Origin of the sequence: Paraburkholderia sp. GAS206C (assembly GCF_050435645.1) — a bacterium.
Lineage (GTDB): Bacteria > Pseudomonadota > Gammaproteobacteria > Burkholderiales > Burkholderiaceae > Paraburkholderia > Paraburkholderia phenazinium_B.
The window spans coordinates 109,702-125,293 of record NZ_JBNDKR010000010.1 but is presented as its reverse complement, the minus strand read 5'-3'; the positions used below and the strand labels follow the sequence as shown (position 1 = coordinate 125,293).

At 64.2% G+C, this 15,592-nt stretch carries 16 protein-coding genes; 12 read left to right on the top strand and 4 right to left on the bottom strand.

Annotated elements, in window-relative coordinates:
• The first annotated feature begins 21 nt into the window (after positions 1-21).
• Positions 22-888 (top strand): SDR family oxidoreductase, encoded by an 867-nt coding sequence (locus P3T20_RS27285; RefSeq protein ID WP_074264664.1) that lies wholly within the window; start codon positions 22-24, stop codon positions 886-888.
• Positions 889-892: 4 nt separating this feature from the next.
• Entirely contained in the window at positions 893-1,861 is a 969-nt protein-coding gene (locus tag P3T20_RS27280) for an alpha/beta hydrolase (RefSeq protein WP_429288384.1), read from the top strand.
• A 36-nt stretch (positions 1,862-1,897) separates the two neighbouring features.
• Here the strand turns inward: P3T20_RS27280 and P3T20_RS27275 are convergent, their stop codons facing one another.
• Complete coding sequence (locus tag P3T20_RS27275; RefSeq protein ID WP_429288383.1) at positions 1,898-2,746, bottom strand: NRDE family protein; 849 nt, start codon at positions 2,744-2,746, stop codon at positions 1,898-1,900.
• Positions 2,747-2,884: 138 nt separating this feature from the next.
• Positions 2,885-3,934 (bottom strand): YgfZ/GcvT domain-containing protein, encoded by a 1,050-nt coding sequence (locus P3T20_RS27270; protein ID WP_429288382.1) that lies wholly within the window; start codon positions 3,932-3,934, stop codon positions 2,885-2,887.
• Positions 3,935-4,012: 78 nt separating this feature from the next.
• Here P3T20_RS27270 and mltG point away from each other — a divergent pair, with 78 nt between their 5' ends.
• The 10 genes from mltG to P3T20_RS27220 all read left to right on the top strand — a co-directional run bounded on the left by mltG (position 4,013) and on the right by P3T20_RS27220 (position 13,804).
• Positions 4,013-5,023, top strand: coding sequence for an endolytic transglycosylase MltG (mltG, locus tag P3T20_RS27265; RefSeq protein ID WP_429288500.1), 1,011 nt, complete (start codon positions 4,013-4,015; stop codon positions 5,021-5,023).
• Positions 5,023-5,643 carry a dTMP kinase gene (gene tmk / locus P3T20_RS27260; RefSeq protein WP_429288499.1) on the top strand — a complete coding sequence of 207 codons (621 nt, stop codon included), beginning with the start codon at positions 5,023-5,025 and terminating at the stop codon, positions 5,641-5,643. The genes mltG and tmk overlap by 1 nt, the downstream gene beginning before the upstream one ends.
• Positions 5,644-5,736: 93 nt before the next feature.
• On the top strand, positions 5,737-6,774 hold the full coding sequence (locus P3T20_RS27255; RefSeq protein WP_429288381.1) for a DNA polymerase III subunit delta': 1,038 nt from the start codon (positions 5,737-5,739) through the stop codon (positions 6,772-6,774).
• Between the two features lie 192 nt (positions 6,775-6,966).
• Positions 6,967-7,473 carry a GNAT family N-acetyltransferase gene (locus P3T20_RS27250; protein WP_074264658.1) on the top strand — a complete coding sequence of 169 codons (507 nt, stop codon included), beginning with the start codon at positions 6,967-6,969 and terminating at the stop codon, positions 7,471-7,473.
• A gap of 48 nt (positions 7,474-7,521) precedes the next feature.
• Positions 7,522-8,313 carry a TatD family hydrolase gene (locus P3T20_RS27245; protein WP_429288380.1) on the top strand — a complete coding sequence of 264 codons (792 nt, stop codon included), beginning with the start codon at positions 7,522-7,524 and terminating at the stop codon, positions 8,311-8,313.
• Positions 8,314-8,437: 124 nt separating this feature from the next.
• Positions 8,438-9,121 carry an ankyrin repeat domain-containing protein gene (locus P3T20_RS27240; RefSeq protein WP_254368902.1) on the top strand — a complete coding sequence of 228 codons (684 nt, stop codon included), beginning with the start codon at positions 8,438-8,440 and terminating at the stop codon, positions 9,119-9,121.
• A 118-nt stretch (positions 9,122-9,239) separates the two neighbouring features.
• Positions 9,240-9,596, top strand: coding sequence for a Rap1a/Tai family immunity protein (locus P3T20_RS27235; RefSeq protein ID WP_074264655.1), 357 nt, complete (start codon positions 9,240-9,242; stop codon positions 9,594-9,596).
• A gap of 205 nt (positions 9,597-9,801) precedes the next feature.
• Entirely contained in the window at positions 9,802-11,214 is a 1,413-nt protein-coding gene (otsA, locus tag P3T20_RS27230; RefSeq protein WP_074264654.1) for an alpha,alpha-trehalose-phosphate synthase (UDP-forming), read from the top strand.
• Between the two features lie 49 nt (positions 11,215-11,263).
• Complete coding sequence (locus tag P3T20_RS27225) at positions 11,264-12,433, top strand: AAA family ATPase (protein WP_429288379.1); 1,170 nt, start codon at positions 11,264-11,266, stop codon at positions 12,431-12,433.
• A 297-nt stretch (positions 12,434-12,730) separates the two neighbouring features.
• Complete coding sequence (locus P3T20_RS27220; protein WP_074264652.1) at positions 12,731-13,804, top strand: glycosyltransferase family 4 protein; 1,074 nt, start codon at positions 12,731-12,733, stop codon at positions 13,802-13,804.
• 96 nt (positions 13,805-13,900) lie between these two features.
• Here the strand turns inward: P3T20_RS27220 and P3T20_RS27215 are convergent, their stop codons facing one another.
• Both P3T20_RS27215 and P3T20_RS27210 read right to left on the bottom strand, forming a co-directional pair.
• On the bottom strand, positions 13,901-14,488 hold the full coding sequence (locus tag P3T20_RS27215; protein WP_074264651.1) for a BPSL1445 family SYLF domain-containing lipoprotein: 588 nt from the start codon (positions 14,486-14,488) through the stop codon (positions 13,901-13,903).
• Positions 14,489-14,924: 436 nt separating this feature from the next.
• The gene (locus P3T20_RS27210) at positions 14,925-15,374 is read right to left on the bottom strand and encodes a hypothetical protein (RefSeq protein WP_074264650.1); all 450 of its coding nucleotides are present in this window, start codon (positions 15,372-15,374) and stop codon (positions 14,925-14,927) included.
• Positions 15,375-15,592 lie beyond the last annotated feature (218 nt).

Below are 15,592 nucleotides of genomic sequence, written 5' to 3'. Positions count from 1 at the left end.
GGCAACTAGCGGAGACACCTGATGTTCCAGTTCGACGGCAAAGTGGCCGTGATCACCGGCGCGGCGAGCGGTTTCGGGCGCGCCTTTGCGGAGAAGGGCGCGGCTCTGGGCATGAAGCTGGTGCTAGCCGATGTCGACGGCGCCGCGCTCGCGCGAACCGTGGATGATCTGCGCGCGGCCGGCGCCGACGCGATTGGCGTGCCGACCGATGTTTCGGACGCCACCCAGGTCGAAGCACTGGCGCTCGCGGCGCTCGACGCGTTCGGCAAGGTGCATCTGCTGTTCAACAATGCAGGCGTGGGCGTCGGCGGTTTCGTGTGGGAAAGCACCGCGCGCGACTGGGAGTGGGTATTCGGCGTCAACGTGATGGGCGTCGCGCACGGCGTGCGCGTCTTCACGCCGATCATGCTGCGGCAGAACGAACCGGCGCATATCGTCAATACGGCGTCCGTTGCCGGGCTCCTGTCGCCACCGGCGATGGGCGTCTACAACGCGTCCAAGCACGCAGTCGTCTCGCTGACGGAGACGCTCTACAACGATCTGCAGAACGCGGGCGGCCAGGTGAGCTGCTCGCTGCTGTGCCCGGCCTTCGTGCCGACCGGTATCGCCGATGCGGAGCGCGCCCGTCCTGAGACCCTGCGCAACGACACGGGTCCGACACGCTCGCAACTCGCCGCCGGCAAGCAGTTGCAGCGGGCGGTGCAGTCGGGCAAGCTGAGCGCGAAGGACGTCGCCGAGATGACGTTCGAGGCGATCGACGCAGGGCGTTTCTACATCATCACGCACGCGGCAATCCTGCCGACTGTCCACCTGCGTCATGAGGACATCGAACAGTTGCGCAATCCGACTGACCCGCTATCGCTCAAGCCAGAGGTCAAGGGACAGTGAGTCGATGCCGCTGAATCCGAAGATCGAGCAGGTGCTCGAGTTGATTGCGCGGGCGAAGCGCCCGCCGTACCACGCAGTTACCGCGCAACAGGCGCGCGCCTCTTACGAGAAAAGCGCGCCGATTCTGGAGATCCCGTCCGCGCGGATGTTCGCCGTCGAAGATCTGAAGGTGCCGATGCGCGACGGCGCGACGATCCGCGCGCGGCTCTACCAGCCGGCCGAACCGAGCTGGGCGCAGCCGTCACCGGCGCTCGTCTACTACCACGGCGGTGGCTTTACCGTAGGCAGCGTCGATACGCACGACGCCCTGTGCCGCATGTTCGCGCGCGACGCGCAATGCGTGGTGCTCTCGGTCGATTATCGGCTTGCGCCGGAACATAAATTCCCCACTGCAGTGGACGACGCGTTCGATGCGTTGAGCTGGCTTCATGCCAACGCGAGTCTCTATGGCGTCGACCCGGCGCGTATTGCGCTTGGCGGCGATAGTGCAGGCGGCACGCTTGCTACCGTCTGCGCGGTGCTGGCGCGGGACGCCGGATTGCCGAAACCGGTGCTGCAGATGCTGATCTATCCAGGCACGACGGGGTATCAGCAGACCGATTCGCATGCGCGGCTCGCGGATGGTTTTCTATTGTCGGGTGCGACGATCCAGTGGTTTTTCGAGCAATACGTGCGCGACCCGGGCGATCGCGACGACTGGCGCTTCGCGCCGCTCGACGGCACACGCAATGCGCCCCGATTCGAAGGTGTAGCGCCCGCGTGGATTGCGACGGCCGAGTACGATCCGCTCAGCGACGAAGGCATCGCCTACGCGGAAAAGCTGCGCGCAGCAGGCAACGAGGTCACGCTCATGCGCTACGCAGGCATGATCCACGAGTTCTTCAAGATGGGCGGTTTTGTGCCGGACGTCGCGCGGGCGCATGCCAATGCGGTCGCTGCCTTGCGTTCGGCGTTTGGTAGCGAGCTGGACTGAGCGCGTCAGGCGAAGTCTTCCCGGCGGTGGCGTGCCTCAGCGTTCGATATCGAACGCGAAGCGACGCTCGAAGTCACCTGGGCGCACCACGCGGTGCGAGCCGTTGTCGTCGCTGCGTTCGACGACCGCCGCACTCAGATGTTTGCCATGCGTGTCATGCGTACCGTGGATGCCGTTCGCCACGACCCGCAAGGCCGTCGTACCGCGCGTGCCGTAATCCGGCGATTCGATAAACGCTGCCGACAGCACCCGCTCCCGTTCGAGCGGGATGCCGGTGGAGGGCAACTGGTCGTCGCGGGCGAGGCGGGTGTCGCGCATCAGTTCGATTAGCCCTTCGAGCGGCACGAGCGGGTCCGCCGCGACCAGCGCGCCCAGCTCGGCGCGCTTTCGCACAAGCTTGGGCCACGGTGTATCGAGCACGGCATTCGAGACGCCGTGCGTGCCGGCTTCGAGCAACGCCGGCGGCATGGCCGAGCGGTTGCAGTACCAGCCAAGTTCGCGCCGCGACCAGTCGCCGACCAGCAGGTTAAAGCCGTTGTAGATCTCACCGTCCTGCGCAACCCGCTGCAGGTAACCGAGCGGTGTGAGTTCGGCGGATGGCTCGCCCAGCAGCCAGTGGCTGACCAGCGTGCCGCGTGTGGGCGCATCGGCGCGCATTTCATGGGGCGCGCGGTAATTCGTCAGCGCTGCAAAACGGCCGTCGCGCGTCATGCCAAGCCATGTGCCGCCGCCCACCAGGTCGCGCCCGGCCAGAAGGTTCGGCGCTTCGGTCCACCAGTGCATCGGATCGGCGGTGCGGCGCAAGAATTCGTCGCGATTGGCGGCGAGCGTGAAAAGCGGACCCACTGCCGCATCGGGACGCCAGTCGAAGACGATCAGGCACATCGGGGACAGTCTCCCGCGCCACGGGCATTCGCATCGTTGCGGTCAAACCTGAAATCGGACGGCAGCGTGCCGCGGAAGGCGCGCAGACGGGCGAGGAGTTGTTCGTTGGGAGGCTTCGTTTCCAACCTGAACACCGTATCAAACCTCAGTCGGCAACGTATACGGCAGTGCCAGGAAAGTCAGCGCCGGCCCATCAGCCGCGCCAAGGTGAACCGACCCCGACTCGAGCGCGGCGAGTTTGACCTCGACCAGCACGTCCACACCGCCATCCGGCGCCGAAGCGGCATTCACCACCATGCCGCAAGGTTGGCCCGGATCCGCCGAGTGGAACAGCTCCATAGCCGGCGCAACCGTCGCCAGTTCACCCGCCACATTGGCCAGCGACGTGCGCCGTTTGATCGTCCCTCGATACTGGCTGCGTGCCACGACTTCCTGCCCCGGATAGCAACCCTTGCGGAAATTCACGCCGCCGAGCACATCGAAATTGACCATTTGCGGCACGAACTGCTCGACCACCGGCTGGGTGATCCGCGGCTCGCCGGCGCGAATATCGAGCCAGTCCCATACCGCCGCCGACGCACGCGTGAGCTTGCCGTCGAAGAGCGGCAAACGCGCTTCAACCTCGGCTTTCGGCCCGACCCACAGGTAACGCAGCTTCCCGAGCGCATCCGGCACGCGGATCAGCGAGCCGGCGGGCCCGTCCACCTTCACATGCACGCCATCGGGCAGCGCATCGAATACGCCCGACAGCACCTTGCGTACGTCGCCCGCGAGGCCCACTACAGCCAGCTCGCCGCTCGCATCCGAAAGCTTCGCTTTCGCGCGCAGCACGAACATCGACAGACGCTTCTGCACGGCGGCCTGAATGTCCTTCGACACCAGCAGGCGGATCGTCTCGCCGCTACGCCAGTTCAGAAACGACGCCAGCAGACGCCCCTTGGCCGAACAGTAGCCCGCCAGACGTGCATTGGCCGCGTCCAGATGCTGGGTATCGTTGGTCAGCTGACCGTGGAGGAAGCTGGCCGCGTCGTCGCCGGTCGCATCGATCACGCCGAACTGCGTGAGCAGCATATAAGCGCCGTGCGCGCCGACAGCGTCGAATTCCTCACGCGAGGGGCGCGGCAGCGGAGGCAGTGCGGCCGGTGCGGCAGCGGCGGTGCCGGGGGCAGAAGCGAGCGGTGCATTCATGGATTCGGGGAACAGTCAATTCTGACTTTGGCTAAGGCAAGCAAGTATTATATGGACTTCAACCAAGCCATGTTCCGCATGTCCCTCCTGAAGAAATGTCTCGTTGCCGGCACGATTGTCGTTGCGCTGGCTGCCGCCGGTGTTGCTGGCGTATATCACTGGGCCAACAGCCCGATCAACCTGACACCGCCGCAACTCGACGTCACCGTCAAACCGCATAGCAGTCTGCGCAGCGTCACGCTGCAGCTGAACCGCGGCGGCGTGCCGGTCGAGCCGGAACTGTTCGTCGTCATGACGCGCGTGCTCGGGCTGCAGACCCAGCTCAAATCGGGCAACTACGAGTTCAAGAGCGGCGTGACGCCCTACGAAGTGCTGCAGAAGCTTGCCCGCGGCGACGTCAACGAATACGTCGCGACGATCATCGAAGGCTGGACCTTCAAGCGCATGCGTGCCGAACTGGACGCCAATCCGGCCCTCAAGCACGACACCGCCGGCATGAGCGATGCCGATCTGCTGAGCGCGATCGGCGCACCGGAAGCGTCGATTGGCAATGGCGAAGGGTTGTTTTTCCCCGACACCTACCTGTTCGACAAGAACACCAGCGACCTCGACGTGTACCGGCGCGCCTATCATCTGATGCGCGAGCGCCTCGACGAAGCCTGGATGGCACGTTCACCAGGGCTGCCGTACAAGACGCCGTATGATGCATTGACGATGGCATCCATCATCGAGAAGGAAACCGGCAAGCCCTCCGACCGGCCCATGGTCGCGGCGGTGTTCGCGAACCGGCTGCGTGTGGGCATGCCGCTGCAGACCGATCCGACGGTGATCTACGGGATGGGTGACGGCTACACGGGCCATCTGCACAAGCACGACCTGCTGGCCGACACGCCCTACAACACGTACACGCGCATGGGCCTACCGCCAACGCCCATTTCGCTGCCGGGCGTCGCGTCGCTGCAGGCGGCGCTGAACCCGGCGCAGAGCACGGCGCTGTACTTCGTGTCGCGCGGCGACGGCAGCAGCATTTTTTCTGACACACTCGGCGATCACAACAAGGCCGTCGACAAATATATTCGAGGGCAATGATGGCGCGGGGCAAATTCATCACATTCGAAGGCATTGACGGGGCGGGCAAGACCACCCATCTCGCGTGGTTTCGCGAGCGCCTCGAAGCGCACATTGCGGCGAGCGGCCGGACCGTCGTCATGACCCGCGAACCGGGCGGCACGGCGCTCGGCGAGTCGCTGCGCGAGATTCTGCTGCACCAGACGATGGACCTCGAAACCGAGGCGCTGCTGATGTTCGCGGCGCGCCGCGAACATCTGGCGCAAGTCATCGAGCCGGCGCTCGCGCGCGGCGACTGGGTGCTGTCCGACCGCTTCAGCGACGCCACGTTCGCCTATCAGGGCGGTGGCCGCGGCCTGCCGCGCGACAAGCTCGAAGCCCTGGAGCGCTGGGTGCAGGGCGGCTTTCAGCCGGACCTGACGCTGCTGTTCGACGTGTCGCCGGACACTGCCAGCGAACGCCGCAGCTCGGCGCGCGAGCCGGATCGCTTCGAAAGCGAATCGGACGCGTTTTTCACCCGTACGCGCGCCGAATATCTGCGCCGGGCCGAAGAAGCGCCGTACCGGTTCGCTATCATTGACTCCACGCAGAGCATTCCGCAAATTCAGAAACGACTTGAAGAACTGATTACAACGCTTTGATTTTTAACAAATATTAATCAACGTTATAACGGCCCGAAAGCTCGTGTTTTACCTGACAAAACAACGACAACCGATTGAATTTAAAGAGAAACAATGATTTATCCGTGGCAAGCCGATGACTGGAACCGTCTGCAACAGCTACGCGGGCATTGGCCACATGCATTGCTGCTCCATGGGCAAGCCGGGATCGGCAAGCTGCGCTTTGCGCAGCATCTGGCGCAAGGGCTGTTGTGCGAGGCCCAGCTTCCGAACGGCGAGCCGTGCGGGACGTGCGCCGCGTGCAACTGGTTCGTGCAGGGCAACCATCCGGACTACCGGATCGTCGTGCCCGAGGCGTTAGCCGCCGAAGCCGGTCTCGCCAGCGCGGCCGCTGATGAAAAAGCTGACAAGGCCGACGCCGACGACACCAAAAAGACCCGCGCGCCGAGCAAGGAAATCAAGATCGAGCAGGTGCGCGCACTGCTCGATTTCACTGGCGTGGGTTCGCATCGCGGCGGGGCGCGCGTCGTCGTGCTGGCGCCCGCCGAGGCGCTCAACGTGGCCGCCGCCAACGCGCTCCTGAAAACGCTCGAAGAGCCGCCGGCGGGCGTGGTGTTTCTGATGGTGTCGGCGCGCATCGACCGTCTGCTGCCGACCATCATCAGCCGCTGCCGCCAGTGGCCGATGACAGCGCCCGCGCCGGAGATCGCGACGCCGTGGCTCGCCGCGCAGGGCGTGGCCGACGCGCCGGCGCTGCTCGCCGAGGCGGGCGGCGCGCCGCTCACCGCGCTGGCGCTGGCGAGCGACGAGAACCGGACCTTGCGCGACTGGACCCTCAAACAGCTCGCTGCCGGCCCGCAGTGCGATGCGTTCGCGTGCGCCGAGGCGCTGCAAAAGCTGCCGGTGCCGCTCGTGCTCGGCTGGCTGCAGCGTTGGCTGTATGACCTGCTGGCTCAGCGGACCGCTGGGGCACCGCGTTACTTCCCGCAGGCTGCGGCGGCATTGGACCGCTGCGCCGCGCAGACGGATGCCACGGCGTTCGCCCGCTTTATCAAGACCGTGACGCGTCAGCGCGCGGTGGAAAACCATCCGCTGAACGCGCGGCTGGTCTTCGAGGAACTGTTTATCGGCTACCGCGATCTGTTCGCCTGAGGCGGCTGGCCGCCTCCGCTGATCGCTGGTCGCTGGCTCGCTGACACGTCGGCAGGCGAGCGGCGAGGCGGGCCGTACGCGGCCCTGGCCGCGGCGTAGCGCAATGACACGTGGTTCGCGGCCGGCTACGCTCCGATTGCACCTATCCATACCTGACTTTTTTCAGAACCACCACCCGACACACCCGCCATCATGAGCCTTTCGTACCGCGACGCCACACTCGACGATCTGCCCGCCATCGTCGCCATCTACAACTCGACCGTGCCGTCGCGCCTGGTCACCGCAGATCTGGAGCCGGTGAGCGTCGAGAGCCGGCTCGCCTGGTTTCATGCCCATGGTCCGGAAAAGCGGCCGCTGTGGGTGGTGGAAGACGGCGACCGGATCATCGCGTGGCTGAGCTTTTCGGATTTTTACGGCCGCCCGGCCTATCTGCGGACGGCCGAGGTCAGCATCTATCTGGACGAAGCAGCACGCGGCAAAGGACTCGGCAAGCAGTTGCTGGCCGAGGCGCTGTCGGCCGCGCCGGGGCTCGGCATCCATACCGTACTGGGCTTCATTTTCGGCCACAATGAAGCGAGCCTGCGCCTGTTCCGCGGCTTTGGCTTTGGCGAGTGGGGTGCGCTGCCGCGCGTCGCGGTGCTGGACGGCATCGAGCGCGACCTGTTGATTCTCGGCCGGCGGATCGATTCCGCTGCCTGATGCAGGCTGGCTGACCCACAACCATTCGATTCACCGCAGGACACCACCATGTTTGTCGATTCGCACTGTCACATCAACTTCGAAGGACTCGGCGACCGCCTCCCGCAGGTCATCGAGAACATGCGCAGCCACTCGGTCACGCATGCGCTGTGCGTGTCCGTCGACCTCGAAAGCCTGCCATCCGTGCTGGCGGTTGCCGAGGCATACGAGAACGTGTTCGCCTCGGTCGGCGTACACCCCGATCATGAGGATGCCCAGGAGCCGAGCGTGGCCGAGCTGGTCGAACTCGCCAGACATCCCAAGGTGGTGGCGATCGGCGAGACGGGCCTCGACTACTACCGCCTCGAAGGCCGCACGATCGCCGACATGGAATGGCAGCGCGAGCGCTTTCGCACTCATATCCGCGCCGCGCATGCCACGGGCAAGCCGCTGATCATCCACACACGCTCGTCGTCGGAAGACACGCTGCGGATCATGGCCGAAGAACGCGCGGGCGAGCCGGGCGGCGTGATGCACTGCTTCACGGAACCGTGGGCTGTCGCCGAACAGGCGCTGGCGCAGAATTTTTACATCTCGCTGTCGGGCATCGTCACGTTCAAGAGCGCGACGGAGGTGCAGGACGTCGCTCGCCGCGTGCCGCTCGAGCGTTTGCTGATTGAAACCGACTCGCCGTACCTCGCTCCGGTGCCTTATCGCGGCAAGCCGAATGAACCTGCGTACGTAAGTTATGTCGGACGCTTCATCGCGCAACAACGCGAGATGCCGGATGCGGCGCTGGGCGCCGCAACGACCGAAAACTTCTTCCGGCTCTTCAGGATTCCCGCAGCAGCCGCCGCGTGAATCTGGAAATTGAATATTATCAACAAGATAGGGACGATTCCTAAAGCTATATATGAATAAATATCTGATCCAGGCCAACGCCCAGAACGCTTCGTCCTCCGTTGTAAACGCCAACTGCACCGGCATGCTCGCGTCGCTGCGCCGAGGCGCTGCCCGCGTGTCGCGCGTCGCGCTGGCCGGCGGCTTCGCCTGCGCGGCGCTCGCCGCTTTGCCGGCTCACGCCGCCCCGGCCGATACGATGATCAAGGCCGTCAAATTCGACGATGTCAGCGAGGTCAACAAGCAGCTTTCGCACGGCATGGACCCGAATCTGACCGACGACCAGGGCATCCCGCTGCTGGTATTGGCTGCCCGCGAGAAGTCCGACAAGGTTGTCGCGGCACTGATCGCCAACCCGAAGACCAACATCGAGATCACGGACAAGGCCGGCGAAAACGCCATGATGATGGCCTCGCTCAATGGCGACATCAACATCGTGCAAACGCTGATCGCGAAGGACGCCGAGGTCAACAAGAAGGGCTGGGCGCCGTTGCACTACGCGGCCGCCAACGGTCACGACGACATCGTCAAGCTGCTGCTCGACCACTCCGCTTACGTCGATGCCGGCTCGCCGAACGGCACCACGCCGCTCATGATGGCTGCGCGCGGTGGCCATGTGTCGACGGTAAAGCTGCTGCTCGACAACGGCGCCGACCTGAATGTGAAAAACCAGATTGGCATGAACGCGCTCGACTTTGCCAAGCAGTACAAGGAACCGGATGTCGTCGAGGGCCTGACAGCGAGAATGCAGCAAACGCAGCAGAAGTAACGTGCCGGCATGCCTCGCATGCAGAAAAACAGTGCAGAATAACGGCTACGGCGCGCTTTGGGGCGCGCCGTTTCTATGCGGCATCAGACCGCTCGATAATCACCCTGGAAGGATCACCATGCTGCGGGCTTTGATTTGCGCCAGTGCGCTTGCCGTACCGCTAACGGCAGCCGCATTCACGGGAGGCGACCTCAACAAGCTGTGCGAGAAAACGGATGTGGCATCGCGTAGCGCGTGCGCTGCGTATATCGAAGGCGCGGCCGACGGCGTCTTCAACACGATCGACGCGATCGGCGGCACCACCGGTCCAAGGGTCGGCCAGTATTTCTGCCTGCCGCCGGACGCGCGCTCGCAACAGCTGACCGATGCGGTGCGCAAGTACATTGCGGAGAATCCAAACGCGGTCGGTTATAACGCCAGCACCGCAATTTCGCTGGGGCTCGGCAAGGCGTTTCCCTGCCGAAGCGGCGAGTAACGCGCCGGCTGAATCCACTGGGGACCGGCTGCGTGAAGCCAGTCCGAGGTGTGCCTGAACCCTGTCTGCGGCCACAGCATGAGGCCCGGCTCCGACCGGGCTTGCAACTGATCGTCCTCGCGACCGGTCGAACTGTCATTTCTTAGCCGCGAACCAGGGTGCCGCGCCAGCGCGCGAGGCCCTCGGAACCAGGAGGACAATAGACATGGGCAGGCTGATCGTCGTATCGAATCGTGTGGCAACCCCGACGGAAACCAAAGGATCGGCAGGGGGACTCGCGGTCGGCGTATTCGGTGCGTTGAAGGACGCGGGGGGCGTGTGGTTCGGGTGGAGCGGCGACGTCGTCAGCGAAACCGTCGCCAACGCAGGTCCGACGCTCGAGCAGGAAGGTGCCGTGACCTTCGCTACCGTCGGGCTCACGCGCAAGGACTACGATCAGTATTACCGCGGTTTTTCGAACGCGACGCTGTGGCCGGTCTTCCACTATCGCAACGATCTGGCGCGCTACGAGCGCGAGGAATATGCCGGCTACCGGCGCGTCAACGCGTGGCTCGCCCACCGTCTCATCAAGCTGCTCGAGCCCGACGACATCATCTGGGTCCACGACTACCATCTGATCCCGTTCGCCGAAGCGCTGCGCTCCGAAGGCATCACGAACCGCATCGGCTTCTTCCTGCATATCCCGTTTCCCGCGCCGCAGATCCTGCTCAACATCCCGCCGCATGAAGAGCTGGCGAAGTCGCTGTGCTGCTACGACCTGCTCGGTTTCCAGACTGCCACCGACGAGCTCGCCTTTCACGACTACCTTGTGCGCCACGCGCGCGGCAGCGTGACGGCCGACGGTCACGCGGAAGCCTTTGGACGCCGCCTGCGCACGGGTGTCTACCGGATCGGCGTGTTCCCCGACGAGATTGCCGAGCAGGCGCAGCGCTACGAGAGCCGTCAGCATGTGCTCGATCTCAAGCAGAGCCTCGAAGGACGCAAGCTGATCATGAGCGTCGACCGGCTCGATTATTCGAAAGGCCTCGTCGAGCGGTTCCGCGCCTTCGAGCATCTGCTGGAACGCTCGCCTGAGTGGCGCGGCAATGTCACGCTGGTGCAGATCGCGCCGCCCACCCGCTCCGACGTCGCCACTTATCAGCAGATCCGCCAGGACCTCGAATACGAAGCAGGTCGCATCAACGGCCGCTATTCGGGCCTCGACTACACGCCGATCCGCTATCTGAACCAGCGTTATGACCGCTGGAAGCTGATGTCGCTGTTTCGCGAGTCGCAAATCGGCTTCGTCACGCCGTTGCACGACGGCATGAACCTGGTCGCCAAGGAGTACGTGGCGGCGCAGAACCCCGACGATCCAGGCGTGCTCGTGCTGTCGGTCTTCGCGGGCGCGGCGGCTGAACTGAGCGGGGCGCTGCTGGTGAATCCACATGACGCAGTGGGGATGTGCGAAGCGCTGCAGCGTGCGCTGTCCATGCCGCTCGAGGCACGTCAACGGCGTCACGAGATCAATATGGAAGCGCTGCGCAAGAACGATCTCGGTGTGTGGCGCGACTCATTCCTGCACGACTTGCGCAGCGTCCCGCTGCATGGGGCGGGTGCCGCGGGGCGGTCGTCCTGATGGGTGGCGCGAGCGATGGACCGATGAACGCCGCCTGGCCGGAGGCTTCATGCTGACCACGCTGGCGATTGCCAACTATCGTTCGCTGCGGGAAGTGATCGCGCCGCTCGGTCCGTTGAATATCGTCACCGGGCCCAACGGCAGCGGCAAATCGAGCGTGTATCGCGCATTGCGGCTACTGGCGATGACGGCACGCGGCGGTGTGATTGCGTCGCTGGCACGCGAAGGCGGCTTGCCATCGACGCTCTGGGCCGGCCCCGAACGCTTCTCGCGCGCCATGCTGAGCGGCGAGCTGCCGGTGCAGGGCGTGCGGCGCGACGATCCGGTCAATCTGCGGCTCGGCTTTGCCGGCGACCAGTTCGGTTACGCCATCGACCTCGGTTTGCCGACTATCAAGGCGACGACGACGGCGTTCTCGCTCGACCCGGTCATCAAGCGCGAATGCATCTGGAGCGGTCCGCTGCTGCGGCCCTCGGCGATGCTGGTGGACCGCCACGGCCCGACGCTGCGCACCCGTGACGACAGCGGCGAGTGGCAGACCATCCCGCAGCCGGTGGCGAGCTTCGACAGCATGATGACGGAGTTCTCCGACCCGCGCACCGCGCCGGAGATGATCGCGGTGCGCGAGCAGATCCGCTCGTGGCGCTTCTACGACCATTTCCGCACCGATAGCGAATCGCCCGTGCGCCTGCCGCAGATCGGCACGCACACGCCGGTGCTTGGCGACGACGGCGCGGATCTCGCCGCAGCGCTGCAGACGATCCGCGAAATCGGCGATGCCGCCGCGCTCGACGACGCTATCGACGACGCGTTTCCCGGCGCCAGCATCGCGGTGATCAACCTCGACGGCCGCTTCGAAGTGACGATGCATCAGCACGGGCTATTGCGTCCGCTCAAGGGCGCCGAGTTGTCCGACGGCACCCTGCGCTATCTGCTGCTGGTGGCCGCGTTGCTGACGCCGCGCCCACCCGCCTTGCTGGTGCTGAACGAACCGGAGACGAGTCTGCATCCCGATCTGCTGCCGGCATTGGCACGGCTGATTGCCCGGGCCTCGCGCCATTCGCAGGTGCTGGTGGTGTCGCACGCGGCGCGCCTCATTGCCGCGCTCGAACGGGAAGACGGCAGCCAGTCGATCGTGCTCGAAAAGCAGCTCGGCGCTACCCGGATTGCCGGAGCGGATGCGCTCGATATGCCGCCGTGGAAGTGGCCCTCCCGATAAGCCGGGATGTGTTTCCTGACTGTAACAGCGCATAGGAATTGAAAGGTTTGTGGGCTTTTTTGTACGCGATCGGCAATAATCGGCAGTAACCGGTGAAATAAGCCGGCGAAATAAGCGGGTGAAATAAGCGGGTGAAATAAGTACACAAACTGGCGCGAGCAAACGCAACGCCGGTCATACATTGATTGGAGACATAGGCGCTGGCATACTCGTGCGCCGCTGACATGCCGTTGCAGGCTGCTGCGCTGGATGTCCGGGCTCAGCGTGGCCAGGCCGTCAGTTTCACGGAGAGACACGATGAGAATTGCTCAGATCGCCCCCTTGACCGAATCGGTGCCGCCCAAGCTATATGGCGGGACCGAGCGCGTCGTGTCGTACATTACCGAGGCGCTGGTAGACCTCGGCCACGACGTGACGCTGTTTGCCAGCGGCGACTCGGTGACCTCCGCAAAACTCGAGGCTGTGTGGCCGCGCGCCCTGCGGCTCGACCCCGGCATCCGGGACCGCATCGCGCCACATATGCTGCTGATGGAACTGGTGCGCCGCCAGGCGGACCAGTTCGACGTGCTCCATTTTCACATGGACTATTACTCGTTCTCGGTGTTCAAACGCCAGGACACACCGTTCGTCACGACGCTGCACGGCCGCCTCGATTTGCCCGAGCAGCAGCCGGTGTTCGACACGTTCAACACCGCACCGGTGATCTCGATATCGAATTCGCAGCGTCACCCCTTGCCGCAGGCCAAATGGCTGACCACGGTGTATCACGGGCTGCCTGAGAACCTCTACACGCCGCAACCGGTGGAGCAGAAGTATCTGGCCTTCCTCGGCCGGATCTCGCCGGAAAAGCGCGTCGACACGGCGATCCGCATTGCGGGCCGCTGTGGCCTGCCGATCCGGATCGCGGCCAAGGTCGACAGTGCTGACCTCGAATACTTCGAGCGCGATATCAAACCGCTGCTGGATCTGCCGTATGTGGAATTTATCGGCGAGATCGCCGATAACCAGAAGGCCGAATTTCTGTCGGGCGCGCATGCGCTGCTGTTCCCGATCGACTGGCCCGAGCCGTTCGGTCTCGTGATGATCGAGGCGATGGCCTGCGGCACACCGGTCATCGGCTTCAATCGCGGGGCCGTGCCCGAAGTACTGGACGACGGCGTGACAGGCTTTATCGTCGAGGACGAGATTGGCGCAGTGGCTGCCGTGAACCGTCTGCACAAGGTGCCGCGTGCCGGCGTGCGCGAGCACTTCGAAGCGCGCTTCACGTCGCACCGGATGGCGCAGGAGTATGTCCAGGCGTATCAGTCGGTGATTCGCGCGCAAAAGCGTTCACGCTTCAAGGTGATCGACACGACCACCACGCCGCGTTGATCCCGGCGCGCGTCTGGCAAATAAAAACGGCGATGCCTGCAGCATCGCCGTTTTTGTCTGGGATCGCATCAAGACGCGACCCCGGATCCTGCCCGCCTAGATATGCAGGCGCGACACCTTCGTGCCGTTGATCGAAACATCGCCCATCAGACCAGCATTGGTGAGGATGAACACTTCGACCGGTGCGGTGGCCGTAGTGGTGTCGATCGCGCCGTTCGCGCCCATCTTGACGAGAGCGACTGAGGCATCGCCGCCTGCCGACCAGCCGTCGGTATTGCGGAATTTGTCGAGCGCGTCCTGCGTCATGAACAGGAAGATGATGGCCTTCGACTGCGCGCCGGCCTGCAGGCCGAACGAGCCCGAGACCGTGCTGTAGTAGCCGACCGTGCCGCCGCCGACCTTCAGCGAGCCTTCGCCATACTGGCCGCCGACGATAAAGCCGGCTTGCAGCACAGACGGGAATACCAGTACGCCACGCGCCTTCGACACGAGCTCACGCGAGCCGGGCACCGTCTGGAAGAGGCGCGACATCGTCCCATCGACGCTGGAGTCAATCGACTGCCGCTTCGACATGTTGGTCGCCGCGTTGTCGGGGGTGCCTGACGACGTGGTGCATCCAGCGAGTGCAAGGCTTCCGAAAGCTAGCGCAGCGGTAGTCTTCAGCATGAAGTTTCGTCTTTGCATCGTTTTTCTCCGTCACGGTTCCTGGGTGCAACCACGCTTTTTTACCGGGCTGCCAGGTTAGTTATATCACACGCACGAGTAAAGGGTGCGTTCCCGCTTGCGACGAAAACCCTTGTGGGACGGGCGTTTGCGGCAAATATGAAAAGTCATTGGGGTAACTATGACCGATCACTGGACCGCCTTCGAAGGGCTTCGTACGCACGGAAGGACGCAGAATTTGTGCCTGAGATGGCGGCTCGCCAGCACCGGCGGAGCGGTGTCTTTCGTGCACCCGGCAGGTCGCTTTTTACCGATTTTCAGCGCGACACAGGACGATTGAAATAAATATGAAAGGTTAAGGGGTGTGTTGCGCGCACGCCGCAATGCCGACGGTGTTGCGCGATCGTACGGACTCGCCGCGATACCTGACGCCAGCGAGCGGGTGCACGCGCACCCTTCAATGATTCTGCGTGCTTTTGATGGGTGGTGGAGGGCGGCGTAGCGCGCGGCGAACGCCGCCGATCAGCGCCCCGAGGAGAAACAGCGTGATGGCCGGCACGATCCAGTAGCCGACGAACGCGTGCCACAGATACGCGAACAGCGTAGTACGGCGCAAGGAGTATTCGTCACGGGCCTCCTGCTGGCGGGGTGCGTTGGCGCTCAGCACGTCCGCCGGGCAACCTGCCGCGCGTGCCTCATCCGGCTCGCCATGACAGCGGGCGGGGGCACCGGCGGCGCGCTGCGCGTCGGTGAAATTCCACGTGGTCAGGGCGCGATCGAGGTCGACGGCGTTGTAGGCCATTTCCTCCTGAATCTCGCGCACCGCGACGATCGCGACCGGCACCGCCCAAAAGACGATGACGACCAGCCACCGCCTGAACCAGCGGTTTTTCTGTCTCCATACCATTCTTGCCTCCGATCAATGCTCTGTGGCATCAACGACAAGATGGCGGCCCGATGGCGCATGGTGTTTTATAGGTGGGCCGTCTCCGCAGCCATCATAGAAGAAAATGCTGCAATCGGGGCGAACGGACTTTGAAAGGCGGGAAAGCGGCGGGGAAGCCGGACGCTGCTGATGGCGCAACCAGCGCTGACAGGCGCGGCGGCCTTTATGGTGGAGAGATG

What these genes read in the sequence shown, in the direction of transcription:
- P3T20_RS27285 (WP_074264664.1), top strand. Translation starts at nt 22, where the DNA reads ATGTTCCAGTTCGACGGCAAAGTGGCCGTGATCACCGGCGCGGCGAGC.
- P3T20_RS27280 (WP_429288384.1), top strand. Translation starts at nt 893, where the DNA reads ATGCCGCTGAATCCGAAGATCGAGCAGGTGCTCGAGTTGATTGCGCGG.
- P3T20_RS27275 (WP_429288383.1), bottom strand. Translation starts at nt 2,746, where the DNA reads ATGTGCCTGATCGTCTTCGACTGGCGTCCCGATGCGGCAGTGGGTCCG.
- P3T20_RS27270 (WP_429288382.1), bottom strand. Translation starts at nt 3,934, where the DNA reads ATGAATGCACCGCTCGCTTCTGCCCCCGGCACCGCCGCTGCCGCACCG.
- mltG (WP_429288500.1), top strand. Translation starts at nt 4,013, where the DNA reads ATGTCCCTCCTGAAGAAATGTCTCGTTGCCGGCACGATTGTCGTTGCG.
- tmk (WP_429288499.1), top strand. Translation starts at nt 5,023, where the DNA reads ATGGCGCGGGGCAAATTCATCACATTCGAAGGCATTGACGGGGCGGGC.
- P3T20_RS27255 (WP_429288381.1), top strand. Translation starts at nt 5,737, where the DNA reads ATGATTTATCCGTGGCAAGCCGATGACTGGAACCGTCTGCAACAGCTA.
- P3T20_RS27250 (WP_074264658.1), top strand. Translation starts at nt 6,967, where the DNA reads ATGAGCCTTTCGTACCGCGACGCCACACTCGACGATCTGCCCGCCATC.
- P3T20_RS27245 (WP_429288380.1), top strand. Translation starts at nt 7,522, where the DNA reads ATGTTTGTCGATTCGCACTGTCACATCAACTTCGAAGGACTCGGCGAC.
- P3T20_RS27240 (WP_254368902.1), top strand. Translation starts at nt 8,438, where the DNA reads ATGCTCGCGTCGCTGCGCCGAGGCGCTGCCCGCGTGTCGCGCGTCGCG.
- P3T20_RS27235 (WP_074264655.1), top strand. Translation starts at nt 9,240, where the DNA reads ATGCTGCGGGCTTTGATTTGCGCCAGTGCGCTTGCCGTACCGCTAACG.
- otsA (WP_074264654.1), top strand. Translation starts at nt 9,802, where the DNA reads ATGGGCAGGCTGATCGTCGTATCGAATCGTGTGGCAACCCCGACGGAA.
- P3T20_RS27225 (WP_429288379.1), top strand. Translation starts at nt 11,264, where the DNA reads ATGCTGACCACGCTGGCGATTGCCAACTATCGTTCGCTGCGGGAAGTG.
- P3T20_RS27220 (WP_074264652.1), top strand. Translation starts at nt 12,731, where the DNA reads ATGAGAATTGCTCAGATCGCCCCCTTGACCGAATCGGTGCCGCCCAAG.
- P3T20_RS27215 (WP_074264651.1), bottom strand. Translation starts at nt 14,488, where the DNA reads ATGCAAAGACGAAACTTCATGCTGAAGACTACCGCTGCGCTAGCTTTC.
- P3T20_RS27210 (WP_074264650.1), bottom strand. Translation starts at nt 15,374, where the DNA reads ATGGTATGGAGACAGAAAAACCGCTGGTTCAGGCGGTGGCTGGTCGTC.